The sequence below is a fragment of the Micromonospora sp. DT4 genome, assembly GCF_049841675.1.
In the GTDB taxonomy this organism is placed as follows: domain Bacteria; phylum Actinomycetota; class Actinomycetes; order Mycobacteriales; family Micromonosporaceae; genus Micromonospora.
In genome coordinates this window covers 34,862-58,264 of sequence record NZ_JBNCKT010000020.1, presented here as the reverse complement: position 1 = coordinate 58,264, position 23,403 = coordinate 34,862, and the positions used below count along the sequence as shown (strand labels likewise).

The window sequence follows — 23,403 nt, the reverse complement described above, 5'->3', positions numbered from 1 at the left end:
ATCACCTTTATCTTGAGGAGGAGGAACGCGAAGCCGAGACCGCCACGGCGAGCAGGATGATCGCGCCCTGGACGGTCGATCTGAGGGCACCGGAGACGCCGATGAAGTTCATCAGCGCGAAGAGCGTCTCGAGCGTCAGGGCACCGAGCATCGCCCCGACGACCGAGCCGCGACCGCCGCCGAGGGCGACCCCACCGAGCACGACGGCGGTGATCGCCCCGAACTCCAGGCCGACGCCGGCCTGGAACGACACTCCGCTGTACCCGCCGAGCAGGATCGCCGCGATCGCCGCCGCGACACCGCTGAGCACGAACGCGATCGTCTTGGTGAGCCCGACGCGTACGCCGCTCAGCTCGGCGGTGCGCGGATTGTCCCCGACCGCGACGAGCGTGCGGCCGAAGTCCGAGCGCGTCAGCGCCACGGCGATCGCGGCGACGACCACCAGGACGAGCAGCGCGTACGGAATCCGGCCGAGCAGCGGTACGTCCTCGATCGCCCGTCGACCGAACCGGCGGAACTCCTCCGAGAGGCCGCCCTTCGGTGCGCCGTCGGACCACAGGTAGACGGCGCCCACGAGGATCAAGAACATGCCGAGGGTGGTGATGAAGGACGGCACCCGCAGCACCGTGGTGACCACGCCGTTGACCAACCCGACGAACGCGCCGCCGACGAGCAGCAGCGCGACGACCGGCCAGGTGTGCGACGGCTCGCTGTCGATGAGGCGGGCGGCGACGACGACCTGCGCCGTGACCAGGGAACCCACGGAGAGGTCGAACTCCCCGCTGACGATCACGAAGTACTGACCGGCGGCGAGCAGGATGATCGGCGCGGAACGACCCAGGAACGACATCAGCGACCCGGGGGCGAGGAAGTCGGGTTGGACGAACGCGATGAGGATCAGCAGCACCGCCAGGAGCGCAGCGATCGGCGCGATCCCGTCGGGACGGATCCGCAGGGTGAGCGGACGACGCTCGGCGACCCGCATGGTCAGGACCCCGCCTTTCGCATGGCCCGTCGGGCGTAGACGGCGACCGCGGCGATGATGATCACGCCGCGGATCACCTGCTTGAAGAACGCGTCGACTTCGAGCTGGTTGAAGACCGCGTCGATGCTGGCGAGCAGCAGCACGCCGCCGATCGTGCCGAGGACACCCCCGCGCCCACCCGCGAGGGCGGTGCCGCCGAGGACCACCGCGGCGATCGACTCCAGGTCGTAGAGCCCCTCGGTGCCCACCCGTGGGGCCCCGGAGCCGAGTCGACTGGCCAGGTAGACCCCGACCAGGCCGGCACACAGGGAACACAGCACGTGAGCCGTGACGAGGACCCGGTCGTTGCGGACGCCGGAGAGCCGGGCGACCTCCGGATCACCGCCGACGGCGACCAGGTGGTGGCCGAACCGGGTGCACGAGAGCGCGAACCAGGCCGCCGCGGTCACGGCGAGCAGCAGCAGGAAGGACACCGGCACCGGACCGATCCGCTGGTATCCGAGAGTCCGCACGAGCGCGGGGGCACTCTCGCCGGCCGGGCCGTCGTAACCGTTGTCGAGGTAGCCCTTGAGCAGCAGTCCGACGCCGAGGGTCGCGATGAACGCGTTGATCCGCAGCTTGGTGACGAGGATCCCGTTGAGCAGCCCGACGGCGGCGCTGACCGCGAGCGCGAGTCCGATCGCCGGCAGCAGGGCGCCGTCGCTGCCGTTCATCGCCTCGGCCGCCACCAGGGTACTCAGGCTGATCACGTACGCCACGGAGAGGTCCAGCGAGCCGCCGAGGATGACCAGGGTCTGCCCGACGGCGACGAGCCCGAGGCCGGCGGCGACGTGCAGCAGACTCACCGTCGTCGATTGGTTGAAGAGCTGACCGCCGTCGAGCATGACGATCAGCCAGCCGACGACGAGGGTGAGGGCCAGAGCCACGTACACACCCGGCACGGCGCGGCGGGCCGGGCGCAGCGACAGGGCGGTCACGGGATCATCTCCCGGACGGTGCCGACCGCCAGGGCGACGACGTCCTCCTCGGTCGCGCCCGCGGGCAGCTCGCCCGCGATCCGACCGTCACGCAGGACGACGATCCGGTCGCTCATGCCGAGCAGCTCGGGCAGCTCCGACGAGATCATCAGGACGGCCGCGCCGTCGCTGGCGAGGCGGCGGACCAGATCGTGGATGGCGGACTTCGCACCCACGTCGATGCCCCGGGTCGGCTCGTCGAAGATCAGAATCCGTGGTTTCAGCGCGAGCCACCGGGCCAGGACGACCTTCTGCTGGTTGCCGCCGGAGAGGAACCGGATCTCCTGGTCGTCGCCGGCGGCGCGGACCTCCACGGCGGCGAGCAGCTCGCGTACCCGTGCGGCGCGGGCCGCCCGGCCGAACCGCGCCGCGAAGACGGCCCGGCTGGCGAGCAGCGCGTTGTCGAGCACCGACTGCCGGGCCACGATGCCCTCACCCTTGCGGTCCTCGGTGACGTACGCGACGCCGGCCCGCATCGCGGCGCGCGGTGAGCGCAGCCGCACCGGTCTGCCGTCGAGCTCGACGTCGCCGGTCGTGAACGGCGCCACGCCGAAGAGGGCACGGGCCAGCGCGGATCGTCCGGAACCCTGCAGACCGCCGACGCCGAGCACCTCGCCGGCGCGCAACTCGAGGTCCACCCCACGCAGCTTGCGGTTCCCCCCGCCGCGGACGGTGAGGCGTACCGCTTTGCGGTCGTCGGGGCCGGCCCGCTCGGGGTAGTAGCTGGACAGCTCGCGGCCGACCATGTGCCGCACCAGCTCGTCGGCGTTCGTCTGCGCGGTGTCCACGGTGGTCACCCGGCGACCGTCCTTGAGGACCGTGATCCGGCTGGACAGGTCGAAGACCTCGGTGAGCCGGTGCGAGACGTACAGCAGCCCGATGCCGCGTTCCTGGAGCCGGCGCACCAGCCCGTAGAGCAGCTCGACCTCCTGGTCCGCCAGCGCCGCGGTCGGCTCGTCCATGATGAGCAGTCGCGCATCCAGGGCAAGCGCCTTGGCGATCTCGACGACCTGCTGCTGTGCGACGCCCAGCCGCCCGACCCGGGCGTCGGCCGGCAGGGCGGTCTCGCCGATCGAGGCGAGGAGTTCCCGGGTGCGATCGAACATCTCGCGGCGGTCGACCAGCCCGCGCCGGACCGGTTCGTGCCCCAGGTAGACGTTCTCCGCGACGGTGCGCTCGGGCAGCAGGTTGAACTCCTGGTGGATGATGCCGATGCCGGCCCGCTGCGCGTCGCGGGGGCGGTGGAACGAGCGCTGTTGACCGGCGAACTCGATGACGCCCTCGTCCGGGGCGTACCCACCCGAGACGATCTTCATGAGCGTCGACTTCCCGGCGCCGTTCTCACCGACGACGGCGTGCACCTCACCCGGCGCGACGTCGAGGTCGACGCCGTCGAGCACACGTACACCGAGGAAGGACTTGCCAATGCCCCGCAGGGCCAGCAGCGGTGCCGATGGTGGATCTGACATCCCGATAGCCCTTACAGATAGTAGTCAACGACGGGGTCAGCACAGCGGCCGGTAGGCCGTTCGACGCGCTGAGCGACGCACTTTCGCAGGCTGCCGCAGAACTTGCGTTTTTATCGTGCAAACATTTCCTTGACATCGAGGAAACATCACACGTATGAAGATAGATGTTTGGATGCGGGTCCGCAATCCTCGATCTGCGACTACTACCAGGCACGGCACTCGATCGGCGCGAGTGTCGGCACGGACGAGTCAGGCCCGACCGCTCCTACCGAGGGGTAACATCCGACGCTGTACGTTTTATTGACAGTCATCGATGGATGGCTCATCCTGACCTCGCAGACCATGGACGAGATCACAGCCCACATCACGCTGTGTGACATCCAGCGGGGCTGACTGCCGTTTCGGCGGACGGCACGACGACCGCGACCAGCACACTCGTGGCCTCCGCGCGCCCAGGCACGACCTGACGCGCTGTCGGCCCGTGCCCGCAACCGGAGTTGCCCGCCCAGACCTAGGAGACGACATGCGTCGCCCCACAATGATCATCGGAATGATCGTCGGCCTGTTACTGGCCCTCGGCCTGGCCCCGCCGGCGTCGGCCGCCCCGGCCTTCCGCGCCCTGTTGTTCACCAAGACCACCGGCTACCGGCACGACTCGATCCCCGCCGGGATCTCGATGATCCAGCAGCAGGCTGCCGCGAACAACTTCGAGGTGGTGCAGACCGAGGACGCGAGCGTCTTCACGCCCGCCAACCTCGCCACCTTCGACGTCGTCATCATGCTCCAGACCTCCGGCATGGTCTGGACCTCGGCCTCGCAGCGGCAGGCCATCGAGGGCTACCTCGCCAGCGGCAAGGGCATCGTGGGCGTGCACAACGCCACCGACATGGGCATCGACTCTGAGTACCCGTGGTGGGACCAGATGATGAACGGCGGCGCCCACATGCCCGAGCACTCCCCCGGCGTGCTGGCCGGCACGGCCATCGTCGCCGACAAGCAGCACCCGTCGACCGTTGGCCTGCCGGACCGTTGGAGCCGCAGCGAGGAGTGGTACAACTTCGACTCCAACCCGCGCGGCAACGTGCACGTCCTGGTGACCGCCGACGAGCGCACCTACAACCCGGGCTCGCGGGCGATGGGCCCGGACCACCCGATCTCGTGGTGCCGCAACACCGGCGGTGGACGGGTGTGGGCCACCGCGATGGGCCACGCCATCGAGTCGTACAGCGAGACCTACTTCCGCAACCACGTCCTGGGAGGCATCAAGTGGGCCGCCGGCAACCTGCCCGGCGACTGCGGCGGCACCGTCTGGGGCAACTTCGAGAAGCGCACGCTCGACGACAACACCGCCGACCCGATGGCGCTGGCCGTGCTGCCCGACGGACGTGTGCTGTACGTCCAGCGCGGCGGCCAGGTCAAGATCTTCAAGCCGAGCACCAACAGCACCGTCACGGCCGCGACGCTGAGCGTCTACACCGGCGGCGAGGACGGTTTGACCGGCGTCGCGATAGACCCGGCGTTCGCCAGCAACGGGTACGTCTACCTGTACCACTCGCCGGCGAGCAGCTCGACCGACGTCAACCGGGTGTCCCGCTACACGCTCTCCGGTGACACGCTCAACCTGTCTACCGAGGCGCGGATCATCGACATCCCCGCGTACCGGGACCGGACCTTCGCCGAGCCCGGGCACACCGGCGGCTACATCGAGTTCGGTCCGGACGGCAACCTCTTCATCGGCACCGGCGACGACACGCCACCCAACCTCGACCCCAACTGGCAGGGGTACGCCCCGCTGGACTGGCGTTCGGGAAAGTCCAACCTGGACGCCGCCCGCTCCGCCGGCAACACCAACGACCTGCGAGGCAAGCTGCTGCGTATCACGCCCTCGGCCAGCGGCGGCTACACCATCCCGACGGGCAACCTCTACCCCCAGGGCACCGCGCAGACCCGACCCGAGGTCTACGCGATGGGCTTCCGCAACCCGTTCCGCTTCTCGATCGACCCCGCCACCGGCTGGGTCTACCTGGCCGACTACGGCCCCGACCGCAACCCGCCGACCACCAACCGCGGCCCGGAGGGTCTCGTCGAGCTGAACGTGATCAAAGCCGCCGGTAACTACGGCTGGCCGTTCTGCCACGGCAACAACCAGCCGTACGCGCCGTTCAACCCGGACACCGGCGTGGTCGGGTCGAAGTTCAACTGCAGCGCGCCGGTCAACAACTCGCCCAACAACACCGGCCTGGTCAACCTCAAGCCGGTCGTCGCGCCGAACATCTGGTACGGCTACCCGGCCTCGACGACCTTCCCCGAGCTGGGCTCCGGCGGGTCGGCGCCGATGGGCGGTCCGGTGTACCGGTACAACGCGAACAACCCGTCGGCGACGAAGTTCCCCCCGTACTACGACGGCGTGCACTTCTTCTACGAGTGGGCCCGCAACTACGTCAAGGAGGTGCACTTCGACTCCTCGACGGCGGTCACCCGGACCAACCCGTTCCTGCCCGACGGCAACTTCAACAAGCCGATGGACATGGAGTTCGGCCCCGACGGCTCGCTGTACCTGCTCGAGTGGGGCTCGAACTTCGGCGGCGGCAACAACGACTCCGGGCTCTACCGGATCGACTACATCCAGGGCGGCCGGTCGCCGATCGCGAAGGCCGTCGGCACGCCGACCAGCGGCAGCGCCCCGCTGACCGTCCAGTTCAGCAGCACCGGCACGACCGACCCCGACCCCGGCAACACCCTGAGCTACCAGTGGACCTTCGGTGACGGCGGCACGTCCACGGCGGCCAACCCGGCGCACACCTACACGGCCAACGGCGACTACACCGCACAGCTGAAGGTCACCGACAACACCGGCAAGACCGGCTTCGCCAACGTACAGATCACCGTCGGCAACACCGCCCCGGTGGTCACCATCAACCTGCCGCCCAACGGCGGCATGCTGAACTTCGGCGACAAGGTCTCGTACACGGTCAGCGTCTCCGACCCTGGCGGCGCGGCCATCGACTGCACCAAGGTGTTCGTCAACCCGGCCCTCGGCCACGACGACCACGCGCACGAGACCACCGAGTACCCGGGCTGTTCGGGCACCATCTCCACCGACCTGCTCGGTGGACACCCCGAGGGCGCGAACCTGTACTACGTGCTCAACGCCCGCTACACCGACGACGGTGGCGCGGGTGGCGGCTCGCCGCTGACCGGCTACGCGCAGGCGATCCTGCAGCCCAAGCACAAGCAGGCCGAATATTTCAGCAGCCAGTCCGGCGTCCGGGTCGTCGACCAGAGCGCGGCGGAGAGCGGTAAGCGTGTCGGCGACATCGCCAACAACGACTGGGTGGCGTTCAACCCGATGAGCCTGTCGGGCATCAGCACCGTGAGCTACCGGCTGTCGTCGCCCAGCGGTGGAGGCTCCATCGAGCTGCGGGCCGACTCGCCGACCGGCACCCTGCTGGCCACGACGTCGGTGCCCAGCACCGGCGGCTGGGACAACTACCAGTCCACGGCGGCGGTGAGTGTCGCGGCCCTGTCCGGGACGCACACGCTCTACATGGTGTTCAAGGGCAGCTCGTCCAACTGGTTCGACCTCGACGCGTTCACCTTCGGCGGTAACGGCGTGGGGGTTCCCGGCAGCGACAGCGGTACCGGCGTGGCCGGGAAGACCTGGACCCTGACGGCCCAGCACAGCGGCAAGCTGATGGACGTCAGCGGCGCCTCCACCGCCGACAGCGCCCAGGTCGTGCAGTGGGCGGCCACCGGGGGCAACAACCAGAAGTGGCAGGCGGTGGATGCCGGCAACGGGGCCGTCTACCTCAAGGCGGTGCACAGCGGTAAGTGCCTCGACGTCACCGGAGGCTCCACCGCACAGGGCGCCTTCCTACAACACAGCACCTGCAACAACTCCAACCAACAGAAGTTCACCGTGACGTCGACCGGCACCACCGGGATCTACACGGTCAAGAGCGCGCTGAGCGGGCTCTGCCTGGACGTCAACGGTGCCTCGACCGCCGACGGGGCCCGTCTGCTGCAGTGGGGCTGCCACAGCGCCGCCAACCAGCAGTGGCGGTTCACCGCGGTCTGACCGCCGGACCGTAGCGCCAAACAGAGCGCCGGCCACCCGCTCCTGACGACGGGTGACCGGCGCTCCGGCTTTTCAGCGGCGTGCGCGTCAGCCGAGCAGGCCGGCGTCGCGCAGCGCCGCCCAGAGCTGCCCCGGGACGTCCACGTCGAGGCGGCGCAGCGTCTCGGTCACCTGGGCCTCGTCGCGCAGGCCGACCACCGTCGAGACCACGACCGGATGCCGGCGGACGAACGCCAGCGCAGCCTGGGGCAGCGTGACTCCGTGCTCCTGACAGACCGCCGCGACCCGCCGGGCCCGCTCGATCACCTCCGGCGGCGCCTGCTCGTAGTTGTAGGTCGCGTCGACCGGCGGTTGGTCGCGCGCCAGCAGACCCGAGTTGTAGACGCCCGCGATCACCACGCCGACCCCCGCGGCCTGCGCGGCCGGCAGCAGGTCGTCGAGCGCGCCCTGTTCGAGGAGGGTGTAGCGACCGGCGCACATCACCACGTCGATGTCGGTCTCCTGGACGAACCGGGCCAGCATCGCCGACTGGTTCATGCCGGCCCCGATCGCGCCGACGACCCCCTGGTCGCGCAGCTCGACCAGTGCGGGTACCGCCTCGGTCGCCGCCTGCTCCCAGTGGTCGTCCGGGTCGTGCAGGTACACCACGTCCACGCGGTCCAGACCGGTGCGTTCCAGGCTGGCCTCCAACGACCGGAGCACGCCGTCTCGGCTGAAGTCCCAGACCCGCCGGTGGTCGGCCGGCACGTCGAACCCCTCCGGATCGCGGTCCCGCGCGCTCTCCGGCGACGGTACGAGCAGCCGCCCGACCTTCGTCGACACCACGTACTCGGCGCGGGGCCGGGACCGCAGCGCGGCGCCCAGCCGCCGCTCGGACAGGCCGAGACCGTAGTGCGGTGCGGTGTCGAAGTAGCGGATGCCGGCGTCCCACGCGGCGTCGACGGCGGCGGCGAACTCGTCGTCCGACGTCGCCCGGTACAGGTTGCCGCCCTGTGCGGCGCCGAAGCCCAGCGTGGTGAGGCGCACCGCCGGCCGCCGGGGCAACGCGCGGCCCGTCACGGTTCCCCCAACCGGTACGCGCGGACGGCGGTTTCCCGCCAGATCGCCGCCTGTTCCCCGTCACCGAGCGGTTCCAGCAGCTCGCCGAGCACGCCCACCCACCGGATGTACGAGCTGGCGAGCAGGCACACCGGCCAGTCGGAGCCGAACATGAGCCGGTGCGGTCCGAACGCGTCGAGCGCGTGGTCGACCGCCGGGCGCAGGTCGACCGCCGACCAGGACGGACCGTCCACCTCGGTCACCAGCCCGGAGAGCTTCGCGGTGACGTTCTCCTCGGCGGCGAGCGCCCGCAGGTCGGCGGGCCAGTCGCCGAGGTCACCCCTGCCGAGCGACGGCTTGCCGAGATGGTCCAGGACGAACGACACCTCGGGCAGGTCCCGGACGAGCCGGGTGGCCACCGGGAGCTGGTGGTCGCGGACCAGCAGATCGTAGGCGAGGCCGGCGACGCCGACCGCCGCGATGCCCCGCCTAACGTCGCGCCGGTCGAGGTACGCCGGGTCGGGCTCGGACTGGACCAGGTGGCGGATGGCGACCAGCCGCTCCCCTCCACGGGCGGCGCGGAGCCGGTCGAGGCGCTCGTCGATGTCGTCGGCGGTGAGGTTGACCCAGCCGACGACTCCGCCGATGAGGGGGTCGGCGGCGGCGATGCCCAGCAGGTGTTCCGTCTCCGCCACGGAGGCGATGGACTGCACGACGACGGTCTCGGTGACGCCGGCGGCCCGCGCCACCGGGGCGAGATCCGCCGGGGTGAAGTCGTTGTCGATCGCCGCCATCGTGTCCGGATCGATCCAGGGCTGCGGGTGCCGCGCACGGACCCAGAGGTGGTGGTGCGCGTCGACGATGCCGGGACGCCCGGCCGGCGTGGCCCCGGTCATCGGCCCAACCAACCGCCGTCGACGGGCAGGACGGTGCCGTGCACGTAGTCCGAGGCGGCGGCGGCCAGGAACACGGTCGCGCCTGCCAGGTCGTCGGCGCGTCCCCACCGGCCGGCCGGGATTCGGCCCAGGATGGCGTCGTTACGCGCGGGGTCGTCGCGGAGCGCCTGAGTGTTGTCGGTGGCGATGTACCCGGGCGCGATCGCGTTGACGTTCACCCCGCGTCCGGCCCACTCGTTGGACAGGGCGCGGGTCAGCCCGGCGAGGCCCGACTTCGCTGCGGTGTAGCTCGCGACGTTGATGCCGCCCTGGAAGCTCAGCAGCGACGCGGTGAAAATGATCTTACCTCGGCCACGGTCGACCATCCGCCGACCGATCTCCCGGCTCAGCACGAACTGGCTGGACAGATTCACCTGTACCACCCGGTCCCACATCTCGTCGGGGTGCTCCACGGCCGGCGCACGAGCGATCGTGCCACCGTTGTTCACCAGGATGTCCACCGGCGCCACCGCCTCGGCCTCCTCGGCCAGTCGGTACACCGCGGCCCGGTCGCCCAGGTCCGTCCGGATGCCGGTGAACCGGCGACCGGCCGCCTGGACGCGCCGCTGGACCTCACTGCCCTCCGGCTCCAACTGCGCCGACACCCCGATGACGTCCGCACCGGCCAACGCCAGGGCCTCGGCCATCGCCAGGCCGATCCCCCGCCGGGCGCCGGTCACCAGGGCCGTACGCCCACTCAGGTCGAACAGGGCGCTCATCGCGCCTCCTCCCGCCAGTCGAGCAGCACCTTCATGACACCGCCGCCGGACTCCAGGGCCGTGAACGCGTCCGTGACGCCCTCCACCGGGAGCACCCGGGAGATCAGCTCCTGGGCCGGGATGACGCCGGCCGCCACCAGCCGGATCGCCTCGACGACGTCCTCGCGCTGGTACAGCCGCGCGCCCAGCAACTCCAGTTCCCGCCAGAAGAAGCGGTGCAGGTTCACCGGACGTGGCTGCGGGTGGATCGCCACCATCACCAGCCGGCCCCGGGTGGTCAGCACGTCCACGGCCGTGCCGACGCCGGCGGCGGACCCGGACACCTCGAACGCGACGTCCGCGCCCGCGCCGTCGGTCCGCTCGTTGACCAGCGCTACCACGTCGGTCGGCCCCGGGTCGACGGCCTCGATGCCGATGCCCGACGCGACTCCGCGCCGGAAGCCGTCCGGTTCGACGAGCAGGACCTGTGCCCCGCGCTCGCGGGCGACGGCCGCGATGAGGACGCCCACCGGACCGCCGCCGACGACGACCACGTGCTCTCCGGACGCCACCTGTGCCCGGCCGACGTCGTGCACCGCCACCGCGACCGGCTCGACGAGCGCGGCCTGGTCCAACGGCAGGGCGTCGGGGAGCGGCAGCACCAGGTCGGCCGGCACCGTCCAGGACGACTGCATCGCGCCGGGCGAGTCGATGCCGAGGAAGTCCATGGCGTGACAGACGTGCGAGTGGCCACGACGGCACGCCGGGCACCGCCCGCAGGCGCGGGTCGGCATCACCGTGACGGCCTGTCCGACCCGCAGGCCGGTCACGCCGTCGCCGACCGCGGCGACGCGTCCCGACATCTCGTGCCCCAGGACCGCCGACGCGCCCACGCGGGCATCCATGTCGCCGTGGAAGATGTGCAGGTCCGTACCGCAGATCCCGGTGTACGCCACCGCGATCCGCACCTGGCCGGGGCCCGGCGGTTCCGGGGCGCGATCCTCGATCCGGAGGTCACGTGCTCCCTGGTAGACAACTGCCTTCACTGCTGCTCCGTCTCGACGTGGTTGGTACGTACGGTGCGGGTGACAGGGGGCCGGAGCCGCGTCCGCGGTGTCGGCGCCACGGACACGGTAATCATCCGACCAATCGTGGTCCAGTGGTGGAGTCGGCCCGTACCGGCTCAGTGCCGCAGGGCGCCACGTCGTTCGGGGAGCCGACCGCGTCGACGAGCAGGGCCTCGACCCCGACCGGTACGGCGGTGGCCGGGGGCTCGGCGACGGCCAGGAGGCGGTTGCCCGCCCGCTCCGGACGGACGTTCGGGCTGTCGGCGGCCGGCCCGTCCGGGTGGTGTCCGACCGCCGCGATCGCCACCTCGTCCACCCGGACGCCCAGGCCCGGGCTGTCACCGAGGACGAACGCGCCGTCCTCGATGTGCAGGTCGAGGCCGATACCCACCGGAGGTCGTAGATCCTGCAACTCGCTGACCAGGTGGTTCGGCACCGAGGTCGCGGCGTGCAGGAGCCCGACCGGGATGTTGCCGATGGGGCTGACCGGCAGATCGTGGGCGTGGGCCAGGGCCGCCACCCGCAGGAAGTGGGTGACCCCCCAGACGGCGGCCGTCTGCACGATGTCCACCGCGCCCGCCGCGATCAGCGGCCGGTACTGCTCCAGCCCGGTGAGGTTCTCGCCGGTGGCGATCGAGGCCCGTACGCCCCGGCCGACGGCCGCCAGGCCCTCGGCGTCCCAGCGGCGAACCGGCTCCTCGATCCAGATGAGATCGAGGGTGCGTTCCAGCTCGGCCACGTGGCGTACGGCCTGCTTGCGCGACCACGCCTCGTTGACGTCGAGCATCAGACCGGGTCGTCGACCGTGACCGGCCTCGGTCAGGACCTCCCGGACGAGGCCCAGCCGATGCCGGTCCCGCTCGATGTCGAGGCCGCCCTTGAGTTTGGCGGCCCGCAGGCCGTACCCGGCATAGACCTCGTACTCCGCGACCAGCTCGTCGTCGGTCAGCCCGATGTCGAGACCGGAGGCGTACGCGGGAACGCGGCGGTCCCGGCCGCCGAGCAGCCGCCACAGCGGTTCACCGGCCAACTGGGCCTTGATGTCCCACAGGGCGGTATCCAGCGCACCGATCGTTCCGAACACCAGGCCGCCGTGGCCGGCCTTGAACGTCTGCCGCAGCATCCGGTCGTACAGGGTGGACACCGCGCGGGGATCTTCCCCCTCGATGGCCGGGAAGATCTTGTCGATCTCCACGTGCGGCCCCAGGCCGATGCCGTTGATCCCCTCGTCGGTCTCGACGACGGTGATCGGCACCGTGGTGACGCCGTCGGGGAACACGCCGTTGGCGTCGCCGACGGGTCGGCCCCACTCCTGGATCGTCTTCAGGGTTCGATACCCGGTGATGCGCATGTCAGCCTTTCGTGGAACCAGCGGCGACGCCGTCGGCGATCTGGCGCTGAAGGAACAGGTAGACCGCCAGGACGGGAATCGCGGCGATGAGCACCCCGGAGGCGAAGGTGGGAATGTCCTCGGAGTACTGGCCCCGCAGCGAGGTCACCCCGACCATGAGGGTCCGGTGGTCGGCCGACGGCATCAGCAGCAGCGAGATGAGCACGTCGTTCCAGCAGAACAGCGTGTTGAGGATGCCGACCGACAGCAGCGCCGGAGCACCCAGCGGCAGCATGATCCGCCGGTAGACGCCGTACACGCTGTTGCCGTCGATCCGGGCCGCGTCGACGATCTCCGTCGGGATGGTGCGGTAGTAGCTGGTCATCAGGAAGACCGTGAAGGGCAGGAACTGCGCGACGTACGCGAGGATCAGCCCCGGGTACGTGTCGACCAGACCACTGTCCGCCATGATCCGGGCCATCGGCACCATGATCACCTGAAAGGGGATGAAGAGCGCCGCGAGGCAGCCGATGAACAGCGCCGTCGAGCCCCGGAAGCGCAGTTGGCTCAGCGCGAAGCCGGCCATCGACCCGAACAGCAGCAGCAGGAACACCGCGCAGCCCACCACGAGGATCGAGTTGACGGCGTACCGGCCCATGCCGACGCTGGTCCACGCCGTGGTGATGTTCTCGAAGCGCAGGGAGTCCGCCAGCGAGAACCGGTCGAGAATGTACTCTCGGCGGGTCTTCATGGCGACGTTCGCCGTGAACAGCAGGGGGTAGATCGTCGCGAACGCGAGGAGCCCCATCGGGATCACGAGCAACCATCTGCCCAGTCGGACGCGGGACATCAGTCCTCCCTTCCCGCCCGTCGGAGCAGCTTGAGCTGCAGGAGCCCGACGACGAGCATGATGATGAACAGGACGGTGGACGCTGCCGACGCGAGCGCCGGACGGTTCATCCGCCCCTGCTGGATCCAGATGTAGTACTCCGGAAGGTACGTCGAGCCCTCCGGACCGCCACTGGTCATGACATAGAGCAGGCCGAACATGGACGTCAGCATCCCGATCATCGTGGTCACGAAGACGAACTGGATGGTGCGGGACAGGCTGGGAATGATCACGTGCCAGATCACCTGGGCCAGGGACGCGCCGTCCACCCGTGCGGCGTCCAGCAGGGCGGCGTCCAGGGTCGCGAAGCCCGCGAGGAAGACGACCAGGGCCATTCCGAAGGTCGCCCACACGTGTACGCCGACGACCGCGAACATGGCGACATCCGGATCACCGAGCCAGTCCACCGGTCCGATGCCCACCGTGGACAGGACAACGTTGACAGGACCATCAAACGACAGCAGTAGGTTGAAGATCGCGCCGACGATGACCGGGGACAGCACGGCCGGGAAGAAGTAGACGCTGCGGTAGAACCGGTGCCCCGGTACGCGCAGGTAGATGAACGTGGCGAGTAGACCAGGAATGGCCACCGCCACCGGCAGGAGCAGCACCAGCAGCCCCACGTTGCGCAGCGCCTGCTGGAACAGCGGATCGTGGAGCAGGTCGACGTAGTTGTCGAACCCGACCATCGCCCCGTCGCGGTCGCCGTCGCCGGTGAAGGAGAAGTTGACACCGAGCGCCAGCGGCCACAGCCGCAGCAGCACGAGGATCAGGACGGCCGGGGCGACCAGCACGAAGGGCGCCAGTTGCTCGGCACGGCGGCCGCCGGCGGCGCGCCGGGAGACGGCGCGGTTGCGCGGCGGCGGTGCGGAGGGCGGGACCCCGCCGGCCCGTCCGGCCGAAGCCGAGCGGACCGACGGGAGCGACTTGCCGATCGTCACGAGATCAGCCCGCCGTGTCCGAGGCGGCCATCTGCTTCACGACCTCGTCCACGCTGATCGAGCCGCTGAGCAACTGCTGCGAGAGGCGGCCCATCAGGTCGAGCGACTTCGAGGAGAGCGCCACGTGCGGCGCCGGCTTGCCGGTCTTGAGCGCGGAGACGATCGTGGTGACGGCCGGCCCGCTCGCCGACACGTCGATGGTCGTGTCCGCGGTGATCGCGCCCGCGTTGGCGTAGAACGCCTTCAGCGCCTCGGTGGAGGTCAACGAGCGCACCAGGTCGGCGGCCACCTTCGGGTCCTTGGTCCACTTGGCGACCGCGTACCCGATGCCACCGTCGTACGGCAGGCTCGGGGTCACGCCGCTGGTCACCGCCGGGGCCATCATCACGCCGAGCTTGTCCGGCGCGATGAACTCGCTGAAGTCCTTCCAGTGCCCGATGTCCGACATGAGCCCGATCATGTGGGCGGCCTTGCCGGACTGGAAGACGGCGAACGCGTCGTTGAACATGGCGGTGGAGTTCGCCCCGTCGTTGTTCAGCTTCGCGGTGCCGGTCTCCTTCCACAGCTCGAAGATCCGCTTCACGTTGGGCGAGTCCCAGTCGCGCTTGCCGGCGATCCAGTTGTCGTACTCCTGCGGGGTCAGGACGCCCGACGCCATCGCCGACAGGAAGAACTGGATGCCGTAGCCCTCCTTGTTGCCGAGGGCGAAGCACTTGGCGCCGCTCGCCTTGGTGATGGCACCGCAGTTGGCGACGAACTCCTGCCACGTCGTGGCGGGCTTCGCCGGGTCGAGGCCGGCCTTCTCGTAGAGCGTCTTGTTGTAGTAGATCGGGTGGCCCTGCAACGTCACCGGAGCGGCGTAGGTCTTGCCGCCCTTCGCGAACGCCTCCCAGCCGGCCAGCCGCTGCCGGTCCTCGCCGACGTACTCGTCCAGCGGCTGGAGCGAGTCCACCCGGTCGCGGATCTGGCCGCCACCGTTGAACAGGATGACGTCCGGTCCCTTGCCCGACTGGATGGCCGCGCCCAACAGCGTGTAGTACTCCTCGAACGGCTGGGCGACGAATTCGACCTTGACGTCCTTGTGGTTCTTGGCGAAGTCGGCCTTCGCCTTCTCCACGTACTGGGCGGAGCTGGCCTCGCCGGACTTCCAGTCCCAGACGACCAGCTTCTTGTCCGAGCCTCCGGACGATGAACCCGAACCTGTCGCGCTTCCACAGCCTGTCAGGGCCAGCCCTGCAACGAGGACCGCGGACCACACTGCTCGTTGCTTCATCGTTGCTCACCTTCGGATGGGGAGTGGCCGAGGGACCGGCCGTCGATGCAAGATTGACGAGAACGTAACTCGTATGACGTCTGACGTCAACGGTTGCCCGTACACTGGGGCGGACTCGTGGGCCCGCTCCCGCGGCTACGCGGAGGTGAAGGTGACGACATCGAACCGGTCGGCCGTCAACGGCGCGGCGGCGCAGACCTGGACGCGTCGCCCGACGAATCTGGCTCAGGCGATCACCGCCGAGTTGGTGACCCGTATCGTCCAGGGAGCGCATCCCCCGGGCACGCCGCTACCCCCCGAGCCGGTGCTCTGCGAGACCTTCTCGGTGAGCCGGACGGTCATCCGGGAAGCAGTGAAGATCCTGCAGGAGAAGGGGCTCGTGCAGGTCCGCCAGGGCAGCGGAACGCTTGTCACCCCGCCCTCGGCGTGGGACATGCTCGACGAACTCGTCCTCACGGCGACCATCGCCGAGGACGACACCCTGGCGATACTGGACGACCTGGTGGTCACCCGGCGGGTGCTGGAGTCCGACATGGCCAACGTGGCCGCCCGACTCGCCGACGGGGAGACGATCGACCGGCTGCGCGCCCTGGTGGACCGCATGGACGAGCTGGTGGACGACCACGTCACCTACCAGGAGCACGACCGCGCCTTCCACGACACGGTCATGCAGGCGTCCGGAAACCGCATCGCCAGGGGCGTCGTCCGGTCCCTGGAGAGCCAGGTCGTCAACACCGCGCGGTACATGGGCCAGCCCGAGCGGGCCATGTGCGTGGCGTCGAACCAGGGGCACCGACGCATCTACGAACGCATCGCCGCCCACGACCCCGAGGGGGCCGCGCAGGCGATGTTCACGCACATCACGGAGGCGTGGCTCGTGCGTCGCAGCGGACCGGGAAGCCCGACCCGGCTACAGCGCTGACCGCCCTGTCGACCGCTGCGTACGACCCTGCGCCGACCCGTCCGTGACGCCGGCGAAAAATCCAGGTCCATCCATCGCTTGAGAATGTTAGCGATAACAGACTACCCTCGGGCCGCAGAGGCGAAGGGCACGCTTCACCGCTCCAACCGATCCGCCGGGATCGATTGGGCAGTGCATGACCAACGCCCGCTGGTGGGTGTCCGGGCCTCCCGCAGGGACGTTGACCACCGCCGTCGACAGCGGCGGGCCGCCGCACGCAGGAGCCACGGTGGACGACCAATTCCCTCCTGCCGTGCTCGCGGCACCGCCGCGGCCGCCCGAACGACACGCGACACGCGACACGCCACACGCGACGACAGGCGACACGCCGCCAGCGCACGCGGCGAGCCGCGCCCCGCCCGTCGTGACCCACCCTGGAGGTACCGATGCACCCCACACCGCCACCACGGACCAAGACCCGGCTCCGGCGCGGCCTCGCCTGGCTCACGAACCTGCTGCTCGTCTCGACGCTGATGCCGGCCACGGCCGCCCGCGCGGACAACCCCATCGTCCAGCACATCTACGCCGCCGACCCGGCGCCCCTGGTCCACAACGGACGGGTCTACCTCTACACCGGGCACGACGAGGACGGCTCCTCGTACTTCACCATGAAGGACTGGCGGGTGTGGTCGTCGGCCGACATGGTCAACTGGACCGACCACGGCTCCCCCCTGAGCGTCGCCACCTTCAGCTGGGCGAGCGCCAACGCGTGGGCCGGGCAGGTCGTCGCCCGCAACGGCAAGTTCTACTGGTACGTACCGGTCACCGCCCGGGCGACCAACTCGATGGCCATCGGCGTCGCGGTCGCCGACAGCCCCACCGGGCCGTTCCGGGACGCCATCGGCCGTCCCCTGGTGGGCAACGGCGAGATCGACCCCACGGTCTTCATCGACGACGACGGCCAGGCGTACCTGTACTGGGGCAACCCGAACCTGTGGTACGTCCGGCTGAACGCGGACATGATCTCCTACAGCGGCAGCGCCACCAAGATCCCGCTCACCACCGCCGGGTTCGGCACCCGCACGGGCAACGCGGGCCGGCCCACCCTCTACGAGGAGGGTCCGTGGGTCTACAAGCGCAACGGCATCTACTACAACGTGTTCGCGGCGGAGTGCTGCTCCGAGTTCATCGGTTACTCGACCGCGACCGGCCCGACCGGCCCCTGGACCTACCGCGGAACGGTCATGCCCCGCCAGGGCGCGAGCTTCACCAACCACCCCGGGGTCATCGACTTCAACGGCGGCTCGTACTTCTTCTACCACAACGGCGCACTGCCCGGCGGCAGCGGTTACACCCGCTCGGTGGCCGTGGAGAAGTTCACGTACAACACCAACGGCACCATCCCGACGATCAACATGACCACGACGGGCGCGCCCCAGATCGGCACGCTGAACCCGTACGTGCGGCAGGAGGCCGAGACCATCGCCTGGGGCTCCGGCATCGAGACCGAGCCGGCCAGCGAGGGCGGCATGAACGTCGGGTGGATCGAGAACGGGGACTACATCAAGGTCAAGGGCGTCGGCTTCGGTACGGGCGCGACGTCCTTCTCCGCGCGGACCGCCTCAGCCACGTCCGGCGGCACCATCGAACTGCGCCTCGGTAGCCCCACCGGCACCCGGGTGGGCAGCTGCGCGGTGCCCGGCACCGGCGGGTGGCAGGCCTGGCAGACCGTCTCCTGCCCGATCTCGGGCGCCACCGGCACCCAGGACCTGTACCTGCGGTTCACCGGCGGCACCGGGACCCTGTTCAACCTCAACTGGTGGCAGTTCCAGGCCAACGACACCACGCCGACACCGACCCCCACGCCCACCCCGACGCCCACGACCACCCCGACGCCCACGCCGACCCCGACGCCCACTCCCACGACCACGCCGACCCAGACGCCGACGGGCCCGGGTGGGCCGGCCTGCGGGGTCACCAACACCGTGGTGAACACCTGGCAGGGCGGGTTCGAGGGACGGCTGACGGTCACCAACTCCGGGTCTTCCACGCTCAACGGGTGGCGGGTCACCTGGACAATCGCCAATGGACAGACGGTGTCCCAGGTGTGGAACGGCACTCTCACCGCCTCAGGAAGCCAGGTGACCGTCGCGAACGCCAGCTACAACGGTCAGCTCGCGCCGGGCACGTCGACCACCGCTGGCTACCTCAGCTCCACCACCTCGACCAGTCCCCCGGCCACCACCCCGACCTGCACCCCCGCCTGACCACCGTCCCACCCCCCAAGAACACCCCCACCCCACCCCCACACCCCGTCCGCCGCCGACGTCGATCATGAAGTTGATGCCCCCGAACGCCGATAGGGAGCAACAACCTCATGCTCGACGGGGTGGGGCGGGGGTGGGGTGGGGGTCCTAGAAGTCGTCGTCGAAGGCGACCGTGCCGGTCACCCCGACCTGGTACGCCGACACCCGCCGCTCGAAGAAGTTGGACAGCTCCTGCACGTCCTGCAACTCCATGAAGGCGAACGGATTGGCCGATCCGTAGTGCGGTGCGATCCCGAGCTGGGCGAGACGGCGGTCGGCGACGTGCTGGAGGTACTCCCGCATGTCCGCGAGGGTGAGACCGGGCACGCCCTGACCCACCAGGTCCTCGGCGAACTGGACCTCACACTCGACGGCCTCGGTGAGCATCCGGCTGACCTGTTCGACGAGGTCGTCGTCGAACAGGTCGGGCTCCTCGGCGCGTACGGCGTCGACGACGTCGAACGCGAACGCCATGTGCATGGACTCGTCGCGGAACACCCAGTTGGTCCCGGACGCCAGACCGTGCAGCAGACCACGCGAGCGCAGGAAGTAGACGTACGCGAACGCGCCGTAGAAGAACAGCCCCTCGATGCAGGCGGCGAAGCAGATCAGGTTGAGCAGGAACGCCCGCCGGTCGTCGCGGGTGCGCAGCTCCCGCAACTCGTGCAGGGAGTCGATCCACCGGAAGCAGAACTCGGCCTTGCGACGGATCGACGGGATGTTCTCGATGGCGGCGAAGGCCGCGAACCGCTCGGTCTCGTCGGGCACGTACGTGTCGAGCAGGTTGAGGTAGAACTGGACGTGTACGGCCTCCTCGAACAGCTGCCGCGACAGGTAGAGCCGGCCCTCGGGGCTGTTGACGTGCTGGTACAGGTTGAGCACGAGGTTGTTCGCGACGATCGTGTCGCCGGTGGCGAAGAACGCGACGAGGCGGCTGACCAGGTGCCGCTCGGCCGGCGACAGCCGGTCCAGGTCGGCGAGGTCGGCGTGCAGGTCGACCTCCTCCACCGTCCACGTGTTGCGGATGGCGTCCCGGAACCGGTCGAAGAAGTGCGGATAGCGCATCGGACGGAGAGTCAGGTCCATCCCGGGGTCGAGCAGCATGTGCGTGGTCCTCGCGTCGGTGGAGCTGTCGGTAGTGGTGTCGGCGACGGTCACTGGCACGCCTCGCAGGACTCCGGGTTCTCCAGCGAGCAGGCCAGCGCCTCGGCGTCGACAGCGACGGGAGCGAGGGGCGTCACCGCGCTGACGGTGGCCTGCTGGATGCGCGTGGCCGGCCGTGACCGCAGGTAGTAGGTCGTCTTCAGGCCGGTCTTCCAGGCGTACAGGTACATCGAGGAGAGCTTGCCGATGGTGGGCGAGGCCAGGAACAGGTTCAACGACTGGGACTGGTCGACGAACGGCGCGCGGGCGGCGGCCAGGTCGATCAACGCGCGCTGCGGCAACTCCCACGCGGTGCGGAACAGTTCCCGCACGTCGGCCGGCAGCTCCACGACGGACTGCACCGAGCCATCGGCCCGCTTGATCGCCGAGCGAATCTGCTCGGTCCACAGACCACGGGCCTTCAACTCGCGTACGAGAGCGGTGTTGACCTGGAGGAACTCCCCCGACAGCGTCTCGCGCTTGAACAGGTTGGACACCTGCGGCTCGACGCACTCGTAGCAGCCGGCGATCGAGGCGATCGTCGCGGTGGGCGCGACTGCCACCAGCAGCGAGTTGCGCAGCCCGTCCTCCCGCACCTGCTGGCGCAGCGCGGTCCAGCGCGCGGTCTGCGTACCCTCGATGCCCCACAGGTCGGGTTGCATGTCCCCCCGCGCGGCCCGGGTCTGCGCGAACGCCGGGTGTGCGCCGAACCGCCGGGCCAGGTCGGCGGAGGTCTCCAGCGCGGTGAGGTACAGCTCCTCGCTGATCCGCGTGGACAGCTCCCGAGCGGCCGGCGCGTCGAACGGCAGCCGCAGCGCGAAGAAGACGTCCTGCAACCCCATCAATCCGAGCCCGACCGGCCGCCAGCGGGGGTTGCTCGCCGCCGCCTGCGGAGTCGGGTAGTAGTTGATGTCGATGACCCGGTCGAGGAACGTCACGGCGGTACGGACCGTGGCGCGCAGCCGTTCCCAGTCGATGCCGTGGTCGGTCAGGTGGGCGGCGACGTTCACCGAGCCGAGATTGCACACGGCGGTCTCGGCGTCGCTGGACACCTCGATGATCTCGGTGCAGAGATTGGAGAGGTGCACCACGTTGCCCGGCTCGGCCGTCTGGTTGCACAGCCGGTTGGCCGCGTCCTTGAAGGTCATCCAGCCGTTGCCGGTCTGGGCCAGGGTCCGCATCATCTTTCCGTACAGCTCACGCGCCGGCATCTGCCGCACGTAGCGACCCTGCGCCTCGGCTGCCCGGTACGCGGCATCGAACCGTTCCCCCCACAGGTCCGGCAGTTCGGGCACCTCGTCGGGGTCGAACAGCGACCACATCTCGTCCGCCTCGACCCGGCGCATGAACTCGTCCGGGATCCAGTTGGCCAGGTTGAGGTTGTGGGTACGCCGGGCGTCCTCGCCCGTGTTGGCCCGGAGCTGGAGGAACTCCTCGATGTCCGGGTGCCACGGCTCCAGGTAGACGCACGCCGCGCCCTTTCGTCGGCCGCCCTGGTTGACCGCCGCGACGCTCGCGTCCAGTGTGCGCAACCACGGCACGATCCCGTTGGACTGCCCGTTGGTGCCGCGGATCAGCGCGCCCCGGGACCGGACCCGGGAGTACGCGATGCCGATGCCGCCGGCGAACTTGGACAGGTTGGCGACCTGGGCGTAACGCGCGTAGATCGAGTCCAGCTCGTCGCGCGGCGAGTCCACGAGGTAGCACGAGGACATCTGCGTGTGCCGGGTGCCGGAGTTGAACAACGTCGGTGAACTGGGCAGATAGGCGAGGCTGGACATCAGCCGGTAGAAGTCGACCGCCTCGTCGGGCCTCCGCGACAGGCCGCAGGCCACCCGCAGCAGCCAGTACTGCGGGGTCTCCAGCACCAGCCGGGTCCTGGGGTGGCGCAGCAGGTACCGGTCGTAGACCGTGCGCAGGCCGAAGTACTCGAACCGGCGGTCACCGTCGGCGTCGACGGCGTCGTCGAACGTGCGGGCGTGCGCGGCGACGAACGCGGCGGTGTCGTCACCGATCAGGCCCTCGGCGTGGCCGGCCCGGATCGCCGCGCTGAACGAGGCGATGCCCTGCCGGCTGACCTCCCGCGCGACGTCGCTCGCCAGCAGCCGGGCGGCGAGGCGTGAGTACTGCGGCTCCGTGCCGATCATCTCGGCTGCCGTCTGGATGGTCAGCCGGACCAACTCGGCGGTTGTCGCGCCGTCGAAGAGGCCGCTGATCGTGCGGGTCGCCACCCGCAGCGGGTCGACGTCGGGCAGGTTGTCGGCCCACCGCTCGACCGAGCGGACGATCGTGTGTACGTCCACGGCCTCGGTGCCGCCGTCGCGTTTGCGGACCCACATCGGAATCCGCCGCGGGGTGTCGCCGCTGACCGGGACCACCTCGGTGACTGTCACCACTTGCTCCTCGCGAGTTCGAGAGCTTCGCGGCCTTCGGACACGAGGAGGCAGACACCGTCGGACGCCACGCCGCGCGGCGTGCGTCAGGAGGCGTCGGCCGTCCCACGCGGCCTCGGACCACCGCGCACCCGGAGTTCGGGTACGCGGCGCGCTGGCAGGTCTTCGGACTCGCGGGCGCGACCGGGCCTGCCCGGTCACCTACTGGCCGTCGCTTCCCAGGCCGGTGGCCCAGTGCTGATGACGGCGGTCGTTCCCACTCACCGCTGCGGGGCAGTCCCGGGTTCACACCGGGTTCCCTCTTGCCTCGACCACTCGCGACGAGTGGCCGAACCAGCTGCCTCGACACCATATATAGGGCCGACCACGTTTGTCACACCCCACATGTCGGGCCCGGGCGTGTCGCGTCCGCCACTGACCGGCACCGGCACCACACCCACGTTCGTCACGGTCCGGCTCGCCTCGCTCGGCACCCGGACGGTGCTGTGGACCGGGATCGGCCTGCTCTTCGCCGCCCTGCGGCAGGCCCGCGTACGCCCTCGGCCTGACGCCCGTCGTGGAGGCGGCGCTGGCCGACTGCGACTACGGCGAGTGGACCGGCCGGGCCCTTCAGGAGATCGCCGCGACACGGCCCGACGCGCTGCGCGAGTGGCTGACCGCGCCGGACGCCGCGCCGCACGGGGGCGAGGCCGTTCTCATCGGCCCGCCCCATGGCCGACGATGGCAGCTCCGGCTGAGCGCGCCCCCGTCTGCCGTGAGCGGGTGACGAGGGTCGACCACGGCTCCTGTAGAGCTGCCCCAGATTCGGGGCGGCAAGGACGGACCAGGCTCCGGCGGATCGGCTCGACGGCCGCCTCCCGACACCGGCATCGACCGTCCGCACCGGCGTCGCCGACGCGCGATGCACAACCCGCCGAGGGTCAGCCGATCGGGGGAAACGC

Annotated in this window: 17 protein-coding genes and 1 riboswitch; of the genes, 4 read left to right on the top strand and 13 right to left on the bottom strand. The window is 69.9% G+C overall.

Annotated features, from left to right (window positions below):
- Positions 1-7 precede the first annotated feature (7 nt).
- The 3 genes from ACLQ24_RS09125 to ACLQ24_RS09115 are packed head-to-tail and all read right to left on the bottom strand — an operon-like array spanning position 8 to position 3,470.
- On the bottom strand, positions 8-985 hold the full coding sequence (locus tag ACLQ24_RS09125; RefSeq protein ID WP_425890374.1) for an ABC transporter permease: 978 nt from the start codon (positions 983-985) through the stop codon (positions 8-10).
- Between the two features lie 2 nt (positions 986-987).
- Complete coding sequence (locus ACLQ24_RS09120; RefSeq protein ID WP_425890372.1) at positions 988-1,962, bottom strand: ABC transporter permease; 975 nt, start codon at positions 1,960-1,962, stop codon at positions 988-990.
- On the bottom strand, positions 1,959-3,470 hold the full coding sequence (locus ACLQ24_RS09115; RefSeq protein WP_425890370.1) for a sugar ABC transporter ATP-binding protein: 1,512 nt from the start codon (positions 3,468-3,470) through the stop codon (positions 1,959-1,961). The genes ACLQ24_RS09120 and ACLQ24_RS09115 overlap by 4 nt, the downstream gene beginning before the upstream one ends.
- Before the next feature lie 523 nt (positions 3,471-3,993).
- Here ACLQ24_RS09115 and ACLQ24_RS09110 point away from each other — a divergent pair.
- The gene (locus ACLQ24_RS09110; protein WP_425890368.1) at positions 3,994-7,548 is read left to right on the top strand and encodes a ThuA domain-containing protein; all 3,555 of its coding nucleotides are present in this window, start codon (positions 3,994-3,996) and stop codon (positions 7,546-7,548) included.
- Between the two features lie 87 nt (positions 7,549-7,635).
- Here ACLQ24_RS09110 and ACLQ24_RS09105 read toward each other — a convergent pair whose 3' ends face one another.
- The 8 genes from ACLQ24_RS09105 to ACLQ24_RS09070 all read right to left on the bottom strand — a co-directional run bounded on the left by ACLQ24_RS09105 (position 7,636) and on the right by ACLQ24_RS09070 (position 15,719).
- The gene (locus ACLQ24_RS09105; protein ID WP_425890367.1) at positions 7,636-8,607 is read right to left on the bottom strand and encodes an aldo/keto reductase; all 972 of its coding nucleotides are present in this window, start codon (positions 8,605-8,607) and stop codon (positions 7,636-7,638) included.
- Positions 8,604-9,482, bottom strand: a complete 879-nt coding sequence (locus tag ACLQ24_RS09100) for an amidohydrolase family protein (RefSeq protein WP_425890365.1) — start codon at positions 9,480-9,482, stop codon at positions 8,604-8,606. The genes ACLQ24_RS09105 and ACLQ24_RS09100 overlap by 4 nt, the downstream gene beginning before the upstream one ends.
- Positions 9,479-10,240 carry an SDR family NAD(P)-dependent oxidoreductase gene (locus tag ACLQ24_RS09095; protein WP_425890363.1) on the bottom strand — a complete coding sequence of 254 codons (762 nt, stop codon included), beginning with the start codon at positions 10,238-10,240 and terminating at the stop codon, positions 9,479-9,481. Before ACLQ24_RS09095 ends, ACLQ24_RS09100 begins: the two co-directional genes overlap by 4 nt.
- Positions 10,237-11,265 carry a zinc-dependent alcohol dehydrogenase gene (locus tag ACLQ24_RS09090; RefSeq protein ID WP_425890361.1) on the bottom strand — a complete coding sequence of 343 codons (1,029 nt, stop codon included), beginning with the start codon at positions 11,263-11,265 and terminating at the stop codon, positions 10,237-10,239. The genes ACLQ24_RS09095 and ACLQ24_RS09090 overlap by 4 nt, the downstream gene beginning before the upstream one ends.
- A 91-nt stretch (positions 11,266-11,356) precedes the next feature.
- Positions 11,357-12,637, bottom strand: coding sequence for a mandelate racemase/muconate lactonizing enzyme family protein (locus ACLQ24_RS09085; RefSeq protein ID WP_425890359.1), 1,281 nt, complete (start codon positions 12,635-12,637; stop codon positions 11,357-11,359).
- Between the two features lies 1 nt (position 12,638).
- Positions 12,639-13,466, bottom strand: coding sequence for a carbohydrate ABC transporter permease (locus ACLQ24_RS09080; protein ID WP_425890358.1), 828 nt, complete (start codon positions 13,464-13,466; stop codon positions 12,639-12,641).
- A complete protein-coding gene (locus ACLQ24_RS09075; RefSeq protein ID WP_425890357.1) occupies positions 13,466-14,446 on the bottom strand; it encodes a carbohydrate ABC transporter permease in 981 nt (326 codons plus the stop codon). Before ACLQ24_RS09075 ends, ACLQ24_RS09080 begins: the two co-directional genes overlap by 1 nt.
- A 4-nt stretch (positions 14,447-14,450) precedes the next feature.
- Entirely contained in the window at positions 14,451-15,719 is a 1,269-nt protein-coding gene (locus ACLQ24_RS09070) for an ABC transporter substrate-binding protein (protein ID WP_425890355.1), read from the bottom strand.
- A gap of 151 nt (positions 15,720-15,870) precedes the next feature.
- On the opposite strand from ACLQ24_RS09070, the gene ACLQ24_RS09065 reads away from it, so the two are divergent.
- The gene (locus tag ACLQ24_RS09065) at positions 15,871-16,641 is read left to right on the top strand and encodes a FadR/GntR family transcriptional regulator (RefSeq protein ID WP_425890353.1); all 771 of its coding nucleotides are present in this window, start codon (positions 15,871-15,873) and stop codon (positions 16,639-16,641) included.
- A gap of 425 nt (positions 16,642-17,066) precedes the next feature.
- Positions 17,067-18,887: a family 43 glycosylhydrolase gene (locus ACLQ24_RS09060; RefSeq protein WP_425890351.1), complete on the top strand. Its 1,821-nt coding sequence runs from the start codon at positions 17,067-17,069 to the stop codon at positions 18,885-18,887.
- A gap of 147 nt (positions 18,888-19,034) precedes the next feature.
- Here ACLQ24_RS09060 and ACLQ24_RS09055 read toward each other — a convergent pair whose 3' ends face one another.
- Together ACLQ24_RS09055 and ACLQ24_RS09050 are read right to left on the bottom strand one after the other, a co-directional pair.
- The gene (locus ACLQ24_RS09055) at positions 19,035-20,030 is read right to left on the bottom strand and encodes a ribonucleotide-diphosphate reductase subunit beta (protein ID WP_425890383.1); all 996 of its coding nucleotides are present in this window, start codon (positions 20,028-20,030) and stop codon (positions 19,035-19,037) included.
- A gap of 50 nt (positions 20,031-20,080) precedes the next feature.
- Entirely contained in the window at positions 20,081-22,408 is a 2,328-nt protein-coding gene (locus ACLQ24_RS09050; protein WP_425890382.1) for a ribonucleoside-diphosphate reductase subunit alpha, read from the bottom strand.
- Between the two features lie 192 nt (positions 22,409-22,600).
- Positions 22,601-22,815: riboswitch (cobalamin riboswitch) on the bottom strand.
- Positions 22,816-23,006: 191 nt separating this feature from the next.
- Between ACLQ24_RS09050 and ACLQ24_RS09045 the strand changes: the two genes are divergently transcribed.
- Positions 23,007-23,228 carry a histidine phosphatase family protein gene (locus ACLQ24_RS09045; protein WP_425890381.1) on the top strand — a complete coding sequence of 74 codons (222 nt, stop codon included), beginning with the start codon at positions 23,007-23,009 and terminating at the stop codon, positions 23,226-23,228.
- Positions 23,229-23,403 lie beyond the last annotated feature (175 nt).